Origin of the sequence: Pseudomonas arsenicoxydans (assembly GCF_900103875.1) — a bacterium.
GTDB lineage: Bacteria > Pseudomonadota > Gammaproteobacteria > Pseudomonadales > Pseudomonadaceae > Aquipseudomonas > Aquipseudomonas arsenicoxydans.
In genome coordinates this window covers 6171302-6188717 of sequence record NZ_LT629705.1, presented here as the reverse complement: position 1 = coordinate 6188717, position 17416 = coordinate 6171302, and the positions used below count along the sequence as shown (strand labels likewise).

General features: G+C 58.2%; 14 protein-coding genes and 3 pseudogenes. 4 read left to right on the top strand and 13 right to left on the bottom strand.

Annotation, left to right across the window (positions count from 1 at the left end; translation table 11 throughout):
• Positions 1 to 65: 65 nt before the first annotated feature.
• The 9 genes from BLQ41_RS28955 to BLQ41_RS28915 form a co-directional block, all read right to left on the bottom strand.
• Positions 66 to 830, bottom strand: coding sequence for an ABC transporter ATP-binding protein (locus tag BLQ41_RS28955; protein WP_090187642.1), 765 nt, complete (start codon positions 828 to 830; stop codon positions 66 to 68).
• Positions 831 to 843: 13 nt separating this feature from the next.
• Complete coding sequence (locus tag BLQ41_RS28950) at positions 844 to 1962, bottom strand: succinylglutamate desuccinylase/aspartoacylase family protein (RefSeq protein WP_090187639.1); 1119 nt, start codon at positions 1960 to 1962, stop codon at positions 844 to 846.
• Between the two features lie 28 nt (positions 1963 to 1990).
• The gene (locus tag BLQ41_RS28945) at positions 1991 to 2701 is read right to left on the bottom strand and encodes an ABC transporter permease (protein WP_090187637.1); all 711 of its coding nucleotides are present in this window, start codon (positions 2699 to 2701) and stop codon (positions 1991 to 1993) included.
• Complete coding sequence (locus tag BLQ41_RS28940; RefSeq protein WP_033058975.1) at positions 2698 to 3426, bottom strand: ABC transporter permease; 729 nt, start codon at positions 3424 to 3426, stop codon at positions 2698 to 2700. The genes BLQ41_RS28945 and BLQ41_RS28940 overlap by 4 nt, the downstream gene beginning before the upstream one ends.
• A 56-nt stretch (positions 3427 to 3482) precedes the next feature.
• The gene (locus BLQ41_RS28935; RefSeq protein WP_090187634.1) at positions 3483 to 4265 is read right to left on the bottom strand and encodes a transporter substrate-binding domain-containing protein; all 783 of its coding nucleotides are present in this window, start codon (positions 4263 to 4265) and stop codon (positions 3483 to 3485) included.
• A gap of 311 nt (positions 4266 to 4576) precedes the next feature.
• A complete protein-coding gene (locus BLQ41_RS28930; protein ID WP_090187631.1) occupies positions 4577 to 6265 on the bottom strand; it encodes an ATP-dependent DNA ligase in 1689 nt (562 codons plus the stop codon).
• The gene (locus BLQ41_RS28925) at positions 6262 to 7296 is read right to left on the bottom strand and encodes a ligase-associated DNA damage response exonuclease (RefSeq protein ID WP_090187629.1); all 1035 of its coding nucleotides are present in this window, start codon (positions 7294 to 7296) and stop codon (positions 6262 to 6264) included. Before BLQ41_RS28925 ends, BLQ41_RS28930 begins: the two co-directional genes overlap by 4 nt.
• A 190-nt stretch (positions 7297 to 7486) precedes the next feature.
• Positions 7487 to 9937 carry a penicillin acylase family protein gene (locus tag BLQ41_RS28920; RefSeq protein WP_090187627.1) on the bottom strand — a complete coding sequence of 817 codons (2451 nt, stop codon included), beginning with the start codon at positions 9935 to 9937 and terminating at the stop codon, positions 7487 to 7489.
• A gap of 208 nt (positions 9938 to 10145) precedes the next feature.
• Positions 10146 to 10790: a glutathione binding-like protein gene (locus tag BLQ41_RS28915; protein ID WP_090187624.1), complete on the bottom strand. Its 645-nt coding sequence runs from the start codon at positions 10788 to 10790 to the stop codon at positions 10146 to 10148.
• Positions 10791 to 10936: 146 nt separating this feature from the next.
• On the opposite strand from BLQ41_RS28915, the gene BLQ41_RS28910 reads away from it, so the two are divergent.
• From BLQ41_RS28910 to BLQ41_RS28900, 3 genes and pseudogenes are all read left to right on the top strand, one after another.
• Entirely contained in the window at positions 10937 to 11494 is a 558-nt protein-coding gene (locus tag BLQ41_RS28910) for a cysteine hydrolase family protein (RefSeq protein ID WP_090187621.1), read from the top strand.
• Positions 11495 to 11648: 154 nt separating this feature from the next.
• Positions 11649 to 12784: pseudogene (locus BLQ41_RS28905) on the top strand (IS3 family transposase).
• 618 nt (positions 12785 to 13402) lie between these two features.
• On the top strand, positions 13403 to 13771 hold the full coding sequence (locus tag BLQ41_RS28900; protein WP_090187619.1) for a DUF6124 family protein: 369 nt from the start codon (positions 13403 to 13405) through the stop codon (positions 13769 to 13771).
• Between the two features lie 87 nt (positions 13772 to 13858).
• On the opposite strand, the pseudogene BLQ41_RS28895 reads toward BLQ41_RS28900, so the two are convergent.
• Both BLQ41_RS28895 and BLQ41_RS30605 read right to left on the bottom strand, forming a co-directional pair.
• Positions 13859 to 14466, bottom strand: a pseudogene (locus BLQ41_RS28895) (transposase); the annotation flags it as partial.
• 271 nt (positions 14467 to 14737) lie between these two features.
• Complete coding sequence (locus BLQ41_RS30605) at positions 14738 to 15121, bottom strand: hypothetical protein (protein ID WP_157695054.1); 384 nt, start codon at positions 15119 to 15121, stop codon at positions 14738 to 14740.
• A 483-nt stretch (positions 15122 to 15604) separates the two neighbouring features.
• Between BLQ41_RS30605 and BLQ41_RS28890 the strand changes: the two are divergent.
• Positions 15605 to 15978: pseudogene (locus tag BLQ41_RS28890) on the top strand (DUF6124 family protein).
• A 59-nt stretch (positions 15979 to 16037) separates the two neighbouring features.
• Here BLQ41_RS28890 and BLQ41_RS28885 read toward each other — a convergent pair.
• Both BLQ41_RS28885 and BLQ41_RS28880 read right to left on the bottom strand, forming a co-directional pair.
• Positions 16038 to 16634, bottom strand: coding sequence for a superoxide dismutase (locus BLQ41_RS28885; protein WP_090187617.1), 597 nt, complete (start codon positions 16632 to 16634; stop codon positions 16038 to 16040).
• A 176-nt stretch (positions 16635 to 16810) separates the two neighbouring features.
• A complete protein-coding gene (locus tag BLQ41_RS28880) occupies positions 16811 to 17413 on the bottom strand; it encodes a LysE/ArgO family amino acid transporter (RefSeq protein WP_090187615.1) in 603 nt (200 codons plus the stop codon).
• Positions 17414 to 17416 lie beyond the last annotated feature (3 nt).

Below are 17416 nucleotides of genomic sequence, written 5' to 3'. Positions count from 1 at the left end.
AGATCAAAAGATCGCAGCCTCGTTTCTCTCGACAGCTCCTACGGGGTTATGTGTCCTGCCGTCGGTTATTTGAGGTTGCCGCTGAGGAACTGCTTCAACCGTTCACTTTTCGGATTGCCCAGCACGTCTTCCGGCGCGCCTTCCTCTTCCACCAGGCCCTGGTGCAAGAACAACACCTGGTTCGAGACCTTGCGGGCGAAGCTCATTTCGTGGGTCACCATGATCATGGTCCGGCCTTCCTCGGCCAGGCCCTGGATCACTCGGAGCACTTCGCCGACCAGTTCCGGGTCGAGTGCCGACGTCGGCTCGTCGAACAGCATGACTTCCGGCTCCATCGCCAACGCGCGGGCAATGGCGACCCGTTGCTGCTGGCCGCCGGACAGGAATGCCGGGTACTGATCCGCCACACGAGCGGCCAGGCCGACCTTGTCGAGGTAACGTCGAGCGCGGTCTTCGGCTTCCTCTTTGCTGCAACCCAGCACCCGGCGTGGCGCCATGGTGATGTTTTCCAGCACGGTCATGTGGCTCCACAGGTTGAAATGCTGGAACACCATGGCCAGGCGTGTGCGGATCTTTTGCAGTTCATTGGCGTCGGCCACGTGCATGCCGTGGCGATCCTTGATCATGCGGATGTTCTGGCCGTCCAGGGTCATCGCACCGTCGTTGGGTTGCTCCAGAAAGTTGATGCAACGCAGGAAGGTACTTTTGCCCGAGCCGCTGGCGCCGATCAGGCTGATGACGTCGCCCGTGTTGGCCTTGAGTGAAACGCCTTTGAGCACATGATGATCGCCATAGCTTTTATGCAGGCCTTCAATGGTCAGTTTGTACATGGGGCATGCATCCTCAAGGCGAAAGTAGGTAGCCGCTGCGATAGGCTTCGGCGCCCGCGACGTGCGCGATCACCATGCCGGCAGTGGCCATGCGTCGCAGCGAACGGGCGTACATCAGCCCGGCGGCGGTGCAATGAACGGGAGTGACGAGATCGCTGATCGGGTCAATGATTTCAGCGATCATCTGCCCGGCTTCGAGGTATTCCCCCGGGAGCGCGGTGAACACCAGCAGCCCGCCGACCGGCGTAGACACCGGTTCGACGCCTGCCAGCGGCGTGGCGGGGTAGGGCAGCGCGGGCAGTGGCGCCGGTTCGCCGGAAATGGCCCCGAAGTGGATCAGGTAATCGATCAGCGCCTGGCAATCGAGACTGGCCAGCGGGTGATTGACGTCACCCTGGCCGCGCAATTCGACGGTGACCGAAAAGCTGCCCAACGGAATGTCGAAATGCTCGCCGAAGCGTTCTTTCAACTGCCACCAGAGCAGAGTGAAGCATTCATCAAACGACTGACCGCCGGAATCGGTGGCCAGCAGGCTCGCTTCGGCACCGATGTAACGGGCCAGCGGCTCGACCTGCGGCCAGGCTTCGGGCGTGGTGTAGAGGTGCGCCACGGCTTCGAAATCGCAATGCAGGTCCAGCACCATGTCCGCATCGCAGGCTAGCCGTTGCAGGGTCAGGCGCTGGGATTGCAGTTGCGTGCCGGCGGTCTGCGCCGCCAGCGCATTGCGCAGGCTGCTGCGGATCAGTTCGAGGTTGTGCTGCGGATCATCGCCAAGCTGGCCTTCGATCTCGTTACCGACGGCCTCGCTCAAATCGACGAACCAGCGGTTGAAGTTCTGGCCGCTTTCGAGCTCGTAGCGGCCCAGCGGCACGTCCATCAACACTTGTTCCAGGCCGACCGGGTTGGCCACCGGCACCAGCACGATCTCACTGCGCAGGTGGCCGGCGGCTTCGAGTTCCGCCAGGCGCTGCTTGAGGTGCCAGGCCACCAGCATGCCGGGCAATTCATCGGCGTGCAGGGACGACTGGATGTAAATCTTGCCTTTGGCCGACGAGGGGCCGAAGTGGAAACTGTGAATCTGTCGCGCGGTCCCCGGCAGCGGGGCCAGCAGGTCATGAATCTGGTGGCGCATGTTTGTCTCTTTATCCCTAAAGCGGGTCCTAGTGGGTAGGCCCGAGGAAGGCCAGCCAGCGGCGTTCGGCGAGGCGGAACAGGCCGACGAGCGCGAAGGTCACGGTCAGGTAGATCAGCGCGGCTATGCCGAACGACTGGAAGGTCAGGAAGGTTGCCGAGTTGGCGTCCCGCGCGACTTTCAGGATGTCCGGGATGGTCGCCGTGAACGCCACGGTGGTCGAGTGCAGCATCAGAATCACTTCGTTGCTGTAGTAAGGCAACGAGCGACGCAGGGCTGACGGCATGATCACGTACGCATACAGCTTCCAGCCTGTCAGGCCATAAGCCTTGGCCGCTTCGACTTCACCGTGGTTCATGCTGCGGATCGCCCCGGCGAAAATCTCCGTGGTGTAGGCGCAGGTGTTCAGGGCGAATGCCAGGATGGTGCAGTTCATTGCATCGCGAAAGAATGCATCGAGCACCGGTTGGGCGCGCACGGCGGCCAGGCTGTAGATCCCGGTGTAGCAGATCAGCAGCTGGATATACAGCGGCGTGCCACGGAACAGGTAGGTGTAGAACTGCACCGGCCAGCGGACGTAGAAATGCGGCGACACCCGGGCGATGGACAGCGGGATCGACACCAGGAAACCAAAGAAGATCGAGGCGCTGAGCAACCACAGGGTCATGGCCAGGCCGGTGATGTTCTGGCCGTCGGTATAAAGGAAAGGTTTCCAGTATTCCTGCAAGAGTTCGATCATCGTACGGCCTCCCGGGAACCAGCGGCGTAACGGCGTTCGAGCCAGCGCAGGACGAAGTTGGAGGCGCTGGTAATCAGCAGGTAAATCACCGCGGCCAGCACCAGGAAATAGAACAGTTGATAGGTGCTTTTGCCGGCGTCCTGAGCGGCTTTGACCAGGTCGGCGAGGCCGATGATCGACACCAGCGCAGTGGCCTTGAGCATCACCATCCAGTTATTGCCGATCCCCGGCAGGGCAAAACGCATCATTTGCGGGAACACCACGATCCAGAAACGCTGGCCACGCTTGAGGCCATACGCGGTGGCGGCTTCGACCTGACCACGCGGGACTGCGAGTATCGCGCCACGGAAGGTCTCGGTGAAGTACGCGCCATAGATGAAGCCCAGGGTGATGACCCCGGCGCTGAACGGGTTGATCTCGATGTATTCCCATTCCATGAAGTCGGTAAACGACGTCAGCCAAGTTTGCAGGCTGTAGAAAATCAACAGCATCAGCACCAGGTCCGGCACGCCGCGAATCAGCGTGGTGTAGACCTGCGCCGGCACGCGCACCAGTTTGACTTTGGACAGCTTGGCGCTGGCGCCCAGCAAGCCGAGCAAGACGGCCACCAAGAGCGACAACGCCGATAATTTGATGGTCATCCAGGTGCCTTCCATCAGCAACGGACCGAAGCCCTTGAGGCTGAAGGCTGAGAGCCCCAGATTTTGTAATAGGTTTTCGAACATAAATCAGCAACCTGATCGGATAAAAAAAGCGCCCATCGCGAGATGGGCGCCGGGCATTATTTGCCGCTGTACAGATTCAGATCGCCAAAGTGTTTCTTTTGAATCTCGGCGTATTTGCCATCATCGTGTAACGCTTTGATACCTTTATCCAAAAGCGCTTTCAGCTCGGTGTTACCTTTCTTAATACCGACAGCCGTTTTAGCCGGCAGCAAATGGTCGTCGACCGGCTTGCTGACATCATAGTCGGCGCCTTGTGGCGACTTCAGGAAGCCCAGTTCGGCTTGCAGCATGTCCTGAATCCCTGCGTCGAGACGACCGGAAGTCAAGTCGGCATAGACCTGATCCTGGTTGGCGTAGGCCTGGGTTTTAACGCCGGCCTTGTCCAAAACGGCTTTGGCATAGGCTTCCTGGATGGTGCCTTGTTCGTAGCCGACGGTCTTGCCCTTGAGCGAAGCGACGTCTGCGGTGACGCCAGAACCTTTCTTCGACACGTAAGCGGTTGGGCCGGAGAACAGCTCGCTGGAGAAGTCGATGACTTTTTCGCGGGCTTCGGTGACGGTCATCGAAGAGATCACACCGTCGAATTTATTGGCCTTCAGGCCCGGAATCATGCCGTCGAAATCGCTTTCGACCCATTTGCACTTGACCTTCAGTTCGGCGCAGATCGCGTTCCCCAGATCGATGTCGAAGCCCACCAGGCTTCCGTCAGCCGCTTTGGACTCGAACGGAGCATAAGAAGGGTCAACGCCAAAACGCAGTTCTTTGTATTCCTTTGCCATGGCGGAACCAGCAGCCATGCACAACGCCAGTGCAGAAAGGGTCAGCAATGCTTTTTTCATTATTCAATCCCTAAGAACCAATATGAGCGCTTGTGGCGCAGAATTATTGTTACTGGAAAGCGTAAGACCTAGTGAAAGTAGCAATTTCCGAACCAGAGTCCCGAACAAGCGTTTTAAAAGGTGATTCAAGAAATGGCAACAGGAGATTTATGCACGAAATCGGGCGCGGGGAAATAGCTGCACCAAGTTAGTTCGGATTGGCTCAAAAACCTGTGGGAGTGAGCCTGCTCGCGATAGCGTTGGTTCAGTGACATTTATGTCGACTGACACACCGCAACCGCGAGCAGGCTCACTCCCACAGGGGATAGGGGTTAGCCCAGCAGGTTCTGCAAGGTAGCGAGGTTGTCGGCCTCTTCGACGGACTTGTCCTGACGCCAGCGCAGCATCCTGGGAAACCGCACGGCGATCCCGCTCTTGTGGCGTTTGGACAGGGCAATGCCCTCGAACCCCAGTTCAAACACCAGGCTCGGCCTGACGCTGCTGACCGGCCCGAATTTCTCCACCGTGGTCTTGCGAACAATGCTGTCGACCTGGCGCATTTCCTCGTCGGTCAGCCCTGAATAGGCTTTGGCGAAAGGCACCAGCGTCCGTTCGCTGGCGTCGGGCGGGCCGTCCCAGACCGCGAAGGTGTAATCACTGTAGAGACTGGCCCGGCGGCCATGGCCGCGTTGCGCGTAAATCAGCACCGCATCGACACTGAACGGGTCGACTTTCCATTTCCACCAAGTACCCATGTCCTTGGTCCGGCCGACGCCATACAGCGCATCCCGTGCCTTGAGCATCATGCCTTCGACGCCGAGGCTGCGCGAAGACTCGCGTTGGCGGGCGAGGTCAAACCAGTCTTCGCCGGTGAGCACCGGCGAGGCGAGCAATACCGGGTTGCTGCAGGTGGCGATGACTTGCTCAAGCTGAGTCCGGCGCTTGTCCTGCGGCTGATTACGCCAATCATCGCCGGCCCATTCCAGCAGGTCGTAGGCGAGGATGACCACCGGCACCTCTTCGAGGATTTTCCTGTCGAGGGTTTTGCGACCAATCCGCTGTTGCAGCAGGGCGAAAGGTTGCACCGCAGGTGAGGCGGGTGATTGAGGATTGAAGGCATCCTGTGTGCCGGATTGCTCGGGTTTCCAGACAACGATTTCACCGTCGATGACCGTGCCGTCCGGCAGGCCATGTACCAGGCTATCGAATTCGGGAAAACGCTCGGTGACCAGCTCTTCGCCTCGGGACCAGATCCACAGGCGCCCCTCGCGCTTAACCACTTGGGCACGAATCCCGTCCCACTTCCATTCCACCTGCCAGTTGCTGGCGGGACCCAGCAGGTCTTCGAATTGCTCGACCGGTTGCGACAAGGCATGCGCCAGGAAAAACGGATACGGCTGACCGCCCCGTTGGGAATGTTCGTCGCTGGATTCGGCCGCGATCAGTTTCAGGTAACTGCCAGCATTCGGACGATTGGACAGATCGGTGTAACCGACCAGCCGCTGGGCCACGCGTTTACTGTCGAGCCCGGCCATGGATGCCAAGGCACGAGTGACTAGCAGCTTGGACACGCCGACGCGCAAGCTGCCGGTGATGAGCTTGATGCAGAGCATCAGGCTATGGCGGTCCAGCTGCGCCCATAGCGCAGGCAGGCGCTGTGCGAGAACCTCCGGCGATTCGCCGCGCAGCGGCAGCAGTTTGTCTTCGATCCACACCGCCAGCCCGTCGGTGGAGCTGTGCACGGCTTCAGGCAGGACCAGCGAAATGGTTTCTGCCAGGTCGCCAACCGCCTGGTAACTTTCTTCGAACAGCCAGGGCTGGAGGCCGGAAAACTCCACCGCCAGCTCTCGCAGCACCCGCACTGGCACCAATTGGCGAGGCCGTCCGCCGGACAGGAAATATACCGCCCATGCTGCATCTTGTGGCGCAGCCTGGGCGAAGTAGGATTGCATCACGGCCAGTTTGGCGTTGCTAGACGTGGTCGCGTCGAGTTCCGTATACAGCTCGGCGAAGTCTTTCATGGCTGCACCTCGGCGGTGTCGGGTTCAGTGAGCGCAGCGTCTTCCTCATCGTCGCCGTACTCGGTGCTGAAGCTTTGAGCGTCCAGGCCCTGTTCGCGCAGATGACGCACCAGCACGCCAACCGAACCGTGGGTGACCATCACCCGTTCAGCCCCGGTCTGTTCGATGGCCCAGAGCAGGCCGGGCCAGTCGGCGTGGTCGGACAATACAAAGCCACGGTCTACACCGCGTCGCCGACGCGTGCCGCGCAAACGCATCCAGCCGCTGGCGAAGCCGTCGCTGTAGTCGCCAAAACGCCGCATCCAGGTGCTGGCACCCGCCGATGGCGGGGCGATGACCAGCGCCTTGCGCATTATCGGGTCGCTTTTTTTAACGTCGCCGGCATAGATCGTTGGCGGTATGTAGACGCCGCTCTCGCGATAAACCCGGTTCAACGGCTCGACCGCGCCGTGCACCAGAATGGGGCCGATGCTGGCGTCGATGCCGTGCAAAATTCGCTGGGCCTTGCCGAAGGAGTAGCACAACAGCACGCTGGTTCTGTCGGCTGCCGCATTGGCTTGCCACCACTGATTGATCTCGGAAAAAACCTGTGCCTGGGGCTGCCAGCGATAAATCGGCAGGCCGAAAGTCGATTCGGTGATGAATGTGTGGCAACGCACCGGTTCGAACGGCTCACAGGTGCCATCGGGTTCGATCTTGTAATCCCCGGAAGCGACCCAGACTTCACCGCCGTATTCCAGACGCACCTGTGCCGAACCGAGCACATGGCCTGCCGGGTGAAAACTCAAGGTGACACCGTGATGCAGTAACCGCTGGCCATAGGGCAGGGTTTGCAGGTTGATGTCCTGCCCCAGTCGCGCACGCAATATCCCTTCGCCGGGCGCGGCCGCCAGATAATGCTGATTGCCACCTCGGGCGTGGTCGCCGTGGGCATGGGTGATGACGGAACGCTCGACTGGCCGCCACGGGTCGATATAGAAATCGCCGGCGGGGCAGTACAAACCTTCAGGACGCGCGATAACAAGATCCATGTTGTTACCAAAATGGAGGGACTTGTTAGCTATGAGGTTTGCACGAAGCCAGAAGTTCTATCAATTTTCAGGGATCAAAAACAAAAGATCGCAGCCTCGTTGCACTCGACAGCTCCTACAGGTGATTGCGTAGATCTGTAGGAACTGTCGAGTGCAACGAGGCTGCGATCTTTTGACCTTGCCTTTTGCCTTACTTGCCGGGCGTCAGGGTCAACCGTGTCTTGCCGTAAACCTTGTCAAAGTTCTGCGGCTGCATCGGCAGGCTCATGTATTGCCCCTTGAGCCAAGGATCAACGCTGTTCAGGTAATTCGGGCTCGCCGGGTTGCCGGATTGCCCCGTGCCGTTCTGCCCCATCAATGGTTCGGCCTGGGCGAAATCGACGATAAAGCGCATGGCGGGCGCCAGCGTCGTGTTGAAATCCTGGCCCCAGGCGAACGCCGATGTGTTCAGCGTGGTGTGATCGCCACCCGCTGCGAGAGGACCGCGTACGGTCTGGCCGCCGGCATTCTTCCATTCATAGCGGTGCAATTTGCCCCATTGCCAGGCCTTGTGATCGCCACCCAGTTGACTGTCACCGGCGCTGATCGCCGCTGCCAGACTGCGGGCGAGGATGGTCGGCTTGTCTTCTTTTTGCGGCGTGCGCACGTCATCCCAGAACGGACTGTCTTCACGGCCCAGCAGGTGATCGGCCTGTGCCGCGTAGGACAACTTGCCGTTGGCGATAAAGGCTTTCCACGCCGGGCTGGTTTCCGGGCCCAGTTCGTCGAGGAAGGTCTGTTTGGCGCTTTCCTGCAGGAACAACTCGTAAATCGCCGCGTCGGCGGAGGTCGGGCTGAGTTTGCCGTCGAACGCCATCAAGCGCGTGTACGCCTCGTGCGCCTTGGCGCGATCGGCAACGGGCAACGCTTCGATGGCCTGTTTGAGCGGCTGGGCCATGCCCGGGGCTTCAAACATCTTTTTCAGTTTGGCAGCGAAGGTGGTGGTCTGGTCGTATTGCATCGCGATCATGCTGCGCGTGTCGTGTTTGCCCACACCGGCCAGTTCGGCCATACGTTCGCCACGCTCCGGTGCCGACCATGAATTGGACAGCTGCATGCCGTAGCCATGGGGAATGACCCGCTGGTTGGCGGTGCCGAGCCAGCCTTGGGCCGGGTCCTGATCATACGGGTGCAGCATCGGGTCGGCGTAACCGTCCCAGTCGTAACGGCCTTCCCAGCCCGGCGACGGCAGCAGGCCTTCGCCTTCGCGACGGTTCGGGTAGCGACCGGTGACCTGCCAGCCGATGTTGCTGGCATCGGCGAACACCAGGTTCAGGGCGATGGCCCGGATTTCCCGACTGGCGTCCGAGGCTTTCTCGACGGTTTGGGCGCGGGACAGGTCGAAAAATGCGTCCAGGGTCTTGTCGTCAGTGAAGCTTGGCGTCTGCAGGGCCAGGCCCAGACCATTGGCCAGCGTTGTGCCTTGGGCGCTGTTGAGCAACGGCCCGTGGCGGGTTTCATACACCGCTTCGCGAATCGGCCGCTGGCCTTTGACGAAGTAGGTTTCGTTACGCACGACCACTGGCTGCCATTTGCCGTTCACCTCATAGGTGAGGCCATTGCCCTGACGTTTGATTTTTTCCAGGAACAGGTCCTGGTTGTCACCCATGACCGCCGTCATGCTCCACGCCACTTTGCCGTTGAAACCGCCGAGAACCATCGGCAAACCGGCAACGGTCACGCCAGAGGCCTGGTATTTAGGGGCGCGAATCTGCACGTAGCTAAACAATGACGGCACGCCCAGCGGACCATGAATGTCGCTGGCCAGCAGGCTTTTGCCACTGCGGCTGCGTTGCGGGCCGATGGCCCAGTTGTTCGACGAGGCGGCGCCCAGCAGGTTCAGGTCGGACAGTTGGCCGGTGGCTTTGCTGATCTCGGTCAGCCCTGGAATGGCGCCGTTGAGTTTGATGCCTTGAAGTTTTTCGGCTTCGGCGACCGGCAGTTTTTCATCGGGCGCGGACGGCGTCAGCCACGGGAGTTTGTCAGTGGTGACCGTCTGGGCCAACACCAGCGAGGCGATTTCTTCTGGCAGGTTGGCGGACTGGCTGAAATTCAGCAGGCAGAAAATCAGCGCCGAATCTTCCGGTTTCCAGTACTCAGGCTTGTAGCCCGTGGCAGCGAGGTCGGCCGGCAGCTTGTCGCGGTAGCGGAACAGGTAGGCGTTGACACCGCGGGCATAGACTTCAAAGAAGCGTTTCAGGCGCGGCGAAGAAGCCTTGTACAACTCACCAGCGCTTTTCTTCAGATTGACGGCACGCATGTAGCGGTCGGCATCGAGCAGGTCTGCACCGGACATTTCTGTCAGACGGCCTTCGGCCAGCAGGCGCAAGGTGACCATCTGCGTGATGCGGTCGCTGGCGTGGACATAACCGAGGGTGAACAGCGCGTCGTGGAAGCTGTTGCTTTCGATCAGCGGCATGCCCATGGCATTGCGGCGCACCGAGACGTTCTGCGCCAGACCCTTGAGCGGTTGCACGCCAGTGGTCGGCGGGAGGGTGTCTTGAGTGTTCCAGGTCTGACAACCGGTCAGGCTCAGAACACTGGCTACTGCTGCGGCAACGCCGAACCGGGGAATGAAATGTGTAAGGGCTGGCGAGGCCATGGCAAAGCTCCTGCGGGGGTAGAGGCGCAATAAAGCCGCTACGTTAGTGAGCAGGAGGGGACCGCGCAAGCGGGGTATCAGGTTATTTCAGGATTTGTCTGTGGAATGCAAATGATCGCAGCCTCGTTTCACTCGACAGCTCCTACACGGTTTGGCATTTCCGTAGGAGCTGTCGAGTGAAACGAGGCCGCGATCTTTTGATCTTTCATCAGGATTTAGGCGGGTTGACCTTGGCCGCGAGGGCGTAGGCCTTCACCGTCGCCGGACGACTCTGAATATGGTTGAACCAGCGCAACACATTCGGGAAGTCCTCCAGGTTCTGGCTCTGCCACTTGTGGGAAACGATCCAGGGGTAGATCGCCATGTCGGCAATGCTGTATTCGCTGCCGGCGACAAACGCGTTGTTCGCCAGTTGCTTGTCCAGAACGCCATACAGGCGGGCGGTTTCGTCTATGTAGCGCTTGATCGCGTAGGGGATTTTCTCCGGGGCGAACTGGCTGAAGTGATGATTTTGCCCGGCCATCGGCCCCAGGCCGCCCATTTGCCAGAACAACCACTGCAGCGCTAGCTGGCGACCACGCAGGTCTTTGGGCAGGAACTGACCGGTTTTCTCCGCCAGGTACAACAAAATCGCTCCCGATTCGAACACCGACAGCGGTTCGCCGCCATCGACTGGCTCATGGTCGACGATGGCGGGGATTTTGTTGTTCGGGGAAATCTTCAGGAAATCGGGTTTGAACTGGTCATTCTGGCTGATGTTGATCGGGTGCACGTTGTACGGCAGGCCGGCTTCTTCCAGGAACATCGAGATTTTGTGGCCGTTGGGGGTGGTCCAGTAATACAAGTCGATCATGCAGTACTCCAAATCAAGGGACGTCATTAGGGTCGGACAGCGACCGCGGGCATCAGGTCGTCCTGTTTGCGTTCGAGGGCTTGCCTGTAAGAGGAGGTGATGCTCAAGTGCGTGAAATTCAATGACCTTGTGTGAGAAAAGTCGGCATGGAGCTCAAGACCAACGCAGCACTGATCATCATCGACCAGCAAAAAGGCATCCTGCAGCCCAGATTGGGTCGTCGAAATAATCTTCAGGCGGAGGACCGAATTGTTGATTTGTTGGCGTATTGGCGGCGCACCGGGCGTCCGGTGATTCATGTGCAGCACCTGTCCCGTTCACCGGATTCAGTGTTCTGGCCTCAGCAATCGGGCGTGGAGTTTCAGGAGCGGTTCACCCCTCAGACTGGCGAGCAACTGATTCAGAAGCAGGTGCCGGACGCGTTTTGTGCCACCGGGCTTGCGGCGAGTTTGCGCGAGGCGGGGATCGATCAGTTGGTGATTGTCGGTGTTGCAACCAACAACTCGGTCGAATCCACGGCACGAACGGCCGGTAACCTGGGGTTCGACGCTTGGGTGGCGGAGGATGCGTGCTTCACGTTCGACAAGGCGGATTATTTTGGCCAGCTGCGTTCCGCCGAGGAAGTGCATGCTATGTCGCTGGGGAATTTGCACGGGGAATATGCGACGGTCGTCAGCAGCGCGCAGATGTTGAAGGCTGACTGAAAACCTGTGGGAGCGAGCCTGCTCGCGATGGCGGTGTAACTGCCACATTGATAGTGGGTGTGCCGACGTCATCGCGAGCAGGCTGAACTGGCCTAATGATTTTGGACACCTCAATCGGGCGCTATGATGGCGCCCAAATCTGAGGTGTTTGGATATGCGTAAATCTTATTCAAGTGAGTTCAAACTCAAGGCTGCCAGCATGGTGCTGGACGAGGGGCAGTCGGTTCCCGAGGTCTGTGCCAGTTTGGATATTGGCCCTACGGCCTTGCGCCGCTGGGTCGATCAAGTTCGCAAGGAACGCTTGGGCTCGACTCCGGTGGGAGCCAAGGCGATTACCGCGGATCAGCGAGAGATTCAGGAACTTAAAGCCTTGCTCAGGCAAAGAGACCGGGATATCGAAATCCTAAAAAAGGCCAGTGCTCTCCTGCTTTTGGACGCCAAAGATCACTCTCGTTGATCTGTGAGCTGGGCGAGCAGTACGGCGTTAACGATTGCTGTCGTGTGTTCGGAATAAACCGCAGTAGCTTTTACGCATGGCGTCAGCGCCAAGGCAAAGTGAGCCCTAAGCGAGAGAAGCTCAAGGCCATACTGGTCAAGCACCACAGGGCGTCGAGAGAGTCTGCGGGCGCTCGTACCTTGGCTAAACAGCTGCAAGCCGGCGGGCATGATGTCGGGCGGTTCATGGCTCGCAGCTTGATGCGAGAAGCAGGCATTGTCAGTCGTCAACGCCGGCGCCATAAGTACAAGTCACCCGGCGTGGAAGCTTTGGTGGCACCGCATGTGCTCAAACGCAAGTTTGATGTTACGGCGGTCAATCAGGTGTGGTGTGGGGACGTGACGTACATCAAAGTCGGCAAGCGTTGGCTGTATTTCGCGGCGGTTCTGGACTTGTTCGCTCGCCGGATCGTGGGCTGGTCGTTTTCGATGATCTCCGATGCCACGCTGACCTGCGAAGCCCTGCGGATGGCGATTGAACTGCGTGGTCGCCCAAAAGACGTACTGTTTCACTCCGACCAAGGTTGCCAGTACACCAGCCATAAATTCAGAAATGAACTGCTGGAACATGGACTCCGGCAGAGCATGAGCCGTAAAGGCGAATGCTGGGACAACGCTCCGATGGAGCGTTTCTTTGGAAGTTTGAAATCAGAGTGGGTGCCAGAAGCAGGCTACGGATCGGAACATGAGGCCCGAGCGGATGTGCAGCGCTATGTATCGCGCTACAACATCACCAGGCCGCATAGCTACAACGACTATCGGTCACCAGTCGCCAGGGAGAAGTTGGCGGCGTGAAACCTTAATCGGTGTCCAAGATTACTTGACCAGTTCAGCCTGCCAGCGATGGCGGCCTGACAGCCGACCAGTCTCTTGCAGGTGCACACCGAACCCCTGTGGGAGCTGGCCTGCCAGCGATGGCGGCCTGACAGCCGACCAATCTCTTGCAGGTGCACACCGAACCCTGTGGGAGCGGGCTTGCACGCGATGGAGGCCTGATAGCTGACCATTCTCTTCCTGCTGCCCCTTGATCGTTCCCTACGCTCCGCATGGGAATGCAGCCAGGGACGCTCCGCGTTCCATTTTTGTGTTTAACGATGTGTAAGAAACACAGAGCTTTCCCACGCATTTTTCAGGTTGCCGGGTAGGAAGCCATGTCTCTAACCTCTGGCGGTCGCTGAAACCTCAGCGACCGGGTGTGAGAACCCGGAACAGATAGGTATGAATCTAGCGCCAGCATCACCATAATTGCCGCCAGCTATTCGCTGCCTGCGATGCTCTATGGCGGCTGTGTGCGGGCGGACTTCGGTCCGGCCGGTTCTCTGTTCCCGGTTTTCTCACCCTGCACATAGCTGCCACCACTTTCCGTGTGAGAAACGAAAAGTGATGGCTCCAAAAAATGAACAGGGAAATCAAATGAGCAAAATTGTCCCCGATCCACCCGTCAACGCCACTGCCCCCAACACCGAAGCCACCGAAGCCGAAGCACTCATCAAAGACCGCGAAGCCATAAACCGCGCCCTCGATTACTACCTCGATCCCCCCGAACCCTACAGCGTCAAAACTCGACGCCCGAGCACGATGTTCATGATCGCTCCCGACACGGACACCGAAAGTCTGCTCGCCCAGGCCTGTGAGTCATTGGCTTCTGCCAGTGTCATGGCCAGCGATTTCGCCACTCAGCTGATCGGTCCTCAGCGCAATACGGTGCTGGCGATTCAGCAGATCGTCATGCTGGCGGAGTTGGCCGTGAACCGGGCCTTGGATAACGTGGATCCGGCGTAGTATTTCAAGGACCGCGTCATCGTTCATGGCGGACAAGCCCGAATATTCGACACATTTCTCCAGGCAATAAAAAATCCGTAATGCTGTTCACTTAAGCGGAGCAGCCTTACGGTCCACCGGAAGCCGGGTCTTTGAAATCTTCACCGTCCTTGGCCTCGAAGGCCTCGGACGGTGATCCAGAAACATCCCTCCCACACCCGCCCTTAGCGCTGCCAACCGTCTTCCCGTTGCTGAAATCGGATTTGCCGCAGTCATACGTTCAGTTGAACGGCGATGTATTGGCAGGCTGGCATGAAGCGGATGTCCGACGGTACTCGTCCAAAAGCCACTGCGGCTTGACTAGCTTCCCTGCGACTCACGTTGTAGGCCGGCAACAATCCCAAGACCTCTTGGTAAACCAGGTCGATCTTCTTGCTGCGCAAGGTCATTGCGTTCTGCTGCATTGAACTTTTGATATCCCTGAAGCCCAGCTCGATTTCCCAGCGCTGCTGGTAAAGCTCGGCGACGGCCATAGTGCTGTAGGTGCTAACCGGCACCGATGTCATGACGGTTTTCAACTTACCCTGGACTTCATAGCTGCCTTCGCGCATTACCCAGTGAGTTGGGAGGCTCGGAGGTCGCTTCTTCGCCTGCGGCGAGATCATCATGCGTACCAGGCGCTCATGCTTGCCATAACGGGCGATTTCTTCAATGACATCGGCGGATGGATGCCTGCGCAAAAAGCAGCGCTGAGGCTACCCATCTAACAGGATTGTTTTGAGTGAAGGTACTCAGATCAGAGAACTTGAAAAGGTCGCGGAGGTCGAGCAGGTGTTGTTGAAAGACATAAAAAATCCGATACCAAAGGTTTGACATCGGATTTTCCAGGAAGCCCCGCGTGAGCTCAAATGCTTAAGTGAACTGCATTACGCAGTGATGCGGCTTTTTGAATGATGTATTTAATGGAGCTGTAGTTTATGCCTGTATTTACATTGCGGGTTGACCAGGACCAGGAGGCGTACCAAACCAACTTGTATGGTCTTTATTAGAAAGGTCCTTGTAAAACAATGTGAATATTTTGTTGTTTGCGTCGGATAACGGTGTTCTTGTTGACTTGAAAGTTTCAAGTTCTGGCGTGCCATCGCTGTGGAACTCAGCCCACAGATCCCATGTGTCCGTAGACGTACAAAAATTAATGCGTGTCTGTTTTTCTGTTTTGTCAAAACGGAACTTTCCATTAAAGTTTTCACCCTTGTCACCTTCCGTTTGACTGCTCATATTTCCGGTAAGCGTCCCATTTGCCTTGTTTGCGCTTGTTATTGTCAAGCAGTAACCGCGTGGGTCAGAGTTGTAAGTTGCCGAGCGTGACATTTTTATCTCCAGTATATATAAACCACGAGTGTGCGAGTTTAGGTTCTGAATGGCTTCTTGTTGCTTCGTATATGAAGATAGATCGTGAGTTGCGCCTTGGCACCTGTAAAATCCGACAGTTTTTTATATGTTTTCGCTATAAATGGTAGAAGGTAAGAGGCCCGTGGGGACAGATCTAATGTTGTTCGGGGTATTAATCATATAAGTGTCGGTTGCCGGGTAGGAAGCACTACCTCTAACCTCTGGCTGTCGCTGAATAACTCAGCGACCGGGTGTGAGAACCCGTGAACAGATATGTATGAATCTAGCGTCAGTATCACCATAATTGCCGCCAGCTATTTGCTGCCTGCAATGCTCTGCTGTGTGCCGGCGGACTTCGGTCCGGCCGGGTGTCCATAACCGGTCTTCTCACCTCGCACATAGCTGCCACCTCTTCGCCGTGTGAGAAGCGGCAAGTGGAGGCTCCAACGCTGGAGAAATACAATGGACAAATTGATTCCCTACCCACCCTTCAACACCACCACCCCAACGCCGAAGACACCCAATCCGAAGTACTCCTGCGAGACCGCAAAGCCATAAAACGCGCCCTCGATTACTACCTCGACCCGCCAGACCAATACCTCGAAAAACCCCGTCGCCCCAGCACGATGTTCATGATCGCCCCCAGCATGGACTCCGAAAGTCTCCTGGCCCAAGCCTGCGAGTCCCTGGCCTCGGCGAGTGTCATGGCCAGCGATTTCGCCACAAACCTGATCGGCCCGCAGCGCAACACGGTGTTGGCAATCCAGCAGATCATCATGCTGGCGGAGTTGGCGGCGAACCGGGCATTGGATAATGTCGATCCGCAAGGGGCGTGACTTTTTCCAGGCCATAAAAAACCCGGCATAAAGCCGGGTTTTTTTGACTGGCGTCGATCTTAAGCGGTGAAGGTTTTGCCTTCGAACTGCTCAGCCACGAATTTCCAGTTGACCAGGTTCCAGAACGCTTCGACGTATTTCGGACGAAGGTTGCGGTAGTCGATGTAGTAAGCGTGTTCCCAGACGTCGCAGGTCAGCAGCGGGGTGTCGCCGCTGGTCAGCGGGTTGCCGGCGCCGATGGTGCTGGCCAGGGCCAGGGAACCGTCAGCCTTTTTCACCAGCCAGCCCCAGCCGGAACCGAAGGTGCCGATCGAGGTTTTGCTGAATTCTTCTTTGAACTTGTCGAACGAACCGAAGGAAGCGTTGATGGCTTCAGCCAGCGCGCCGGTTGGTTGACCGCCAGCGTTTGGCGCCAGGCAGTTCCAGTAGAAAGTGTGGTTCCAGACCTGAGCGGCGTTGTTGAAGATGCCACCCGAGGAAGTCTTGACGATTTGTTCCAGGGTCTTGCCTTCGAACTCGGTGCCTGGCACCAGGTTGTTCAGGTTCACGACGTAGGTGTTGTGGTGCTTGTCGTGGTGGTATTCCAGAGTTTCCTTGGAAATGTGCGGCTGCAGGGCATCGTGTGCGTAAGGCAGCGGCGGCAATTCGAAAGCCATGATGATTCTCCTAATCAGGTCAGTTGCGGTGAGCGCAAGGCCGATCACGGGCGGCCAGACAAGCGCCGGGGAGTTTGTACTCTTTGCGGCGCATCGGATCGGATCATAGCACCGGGGGTGCGGCATAACCACGCAACAACTGTGTGGGATAGAGGTTCCAGAGCCTTTTGGAATAATCAGGGGGTGACGATTAATTGAAAGGCCACCGCAAACATCATTACCGCCACCAGCAGATCGAGAATCCGCCAGGTGCTGGGCCGTGCCAGCCACGGTGCCAACCAGGCGGCGCCCAGGGCCAGGGTGAAGAACCACAGCAACGACGCACTGGCCGCGCCGACGACATAGGCGCCGGGCTCGGTTTGTTGGGCGCCGAGTGAGCCGATCAACAAAACCGTATCCAGGTAAACGTGCGGGTTGAGCAAGGTCACCGCCAAGGCGCTGAGCATCACCGCGCGCAGTGAACGAACGGTTTGATTCTCACCTTGTTGCAGGCTTTGTTTCGAACAGGCCCGACGCAGCGCCTGGCTGCCATACCAGATCAGAAACACCGCGCCACCCCACCGCGCGACTGCCAACAGGGTTGGATTTTGCGCGAGTACGGTTGCCAGGCCGAATACGCCCGCGGCAACCAATAATGCATCGCACGCCACACACAGCGCCGCCACCGGCAGGTGATGTTCGCGGCGAAGGCTTTGCGCCAGTACAAACGCATTCTGGGTGCCGATCGCCATGATCAATCCGGCGGCCACCAACAGGCCGTTCACATAACTTTGCCACATAGG

Coding starts and splice junctions, on each gene's coding strand:
- BLQ41_RS28955 (WP_090187642.1), bottom strand. CDS start 830: ATGTACAAACTGACCATTGAAGGCCTGCATAAAAGCTATGGCGATCAT.
- BLQ41_RS28950 (WP_090187639.1), bottom strand. CDS start 1,962: ATGCGCCACCAGATTCATGACCTGCTGGCCCCGCTGCCGGGGACCGCG.
- BLQ41_RS28945 (WP_090187637.1), bottom strand. CDS start 2,701: ATGATCGAACTCTTGCAGGAATACTGGAAACCTTTCCTTTATACCGAC.
- BLQ41_RS28940 (WP_033058975.1), bottom strand. CDS start 3,426: ATGTTCGAAAACCTATTACAAAATCTGGGGCTCTCAGCCTTCAGCCTC.
- BLQ41_RS28935 (WP_090187634.1), bottom strand. CDS start 4,265: ATGAAAAAAGCATTGCTGACCCTTTCTGCACTGGCGTTGTGCATGGCT.
- BLQ41_RS28930 (WP_090187631.1), bottom strand. CDS start 6,265: ATGAAAGACTTCGCCGAGCTGTATACGGAACTCGACGCGACCACGTCT.
- BLQ41_RS28925 (WP_090187629.1), bottom strand. CDS start 7,296: ATGGATCTTGTTATCGCGCGTCCTGAAGGTTTGTACTGCCCCGCCGGC.
- BLQ41_RS28920 (WP_090187627.1), bottom strand. CDS start 9,937: ATGGCCTCGCCAGCCCTTACACATTTCATTCCCCGGTTCGGCGTTGCC.
- BLQ41_RS28915 (WP_090187624.1), bottom strand. CDS start 10,790: ATGATCGACTTGTATTACTGGACCACCCCCAACGGCCACAAAATCTCG.
- BLQ41_RS28910 (WP_090187621.1), top strand. CDS start 10,937: ATGGAGCTCAAGACCAACGCAGCACTGATCATCATCGACCAGCAAAAA.
- BLQ41_RS28900 (WP_090187619.1), top strand. CDS start 13,403: ATGAGCAAAATTGTCCCCGATCCACCCGTCAACGCCACTGCCCCCAAC.
- BLQ41_RS30605 (WP_157695054.1), bottom strand. CDS start 15,121: ATGTCACGCTCGGCAACTTACAACTCTGACCCACGCGGTTACTGCTTG.
- BLQ41_RS28885 (WP_090187617.1), bottom strand. CDS start 16,634: ATGGCTTTCGAATTGCCGCCGCTGCCTTACGCACACGATGCCCTGCAG.
- BLQ41_RS28880 (WP_090187615.1), bottom strand. CDS start 17,413: ATGTGGCAAAGTTATGTGAACGGCCTGTTGGTGGCCGCCGGATTGATC.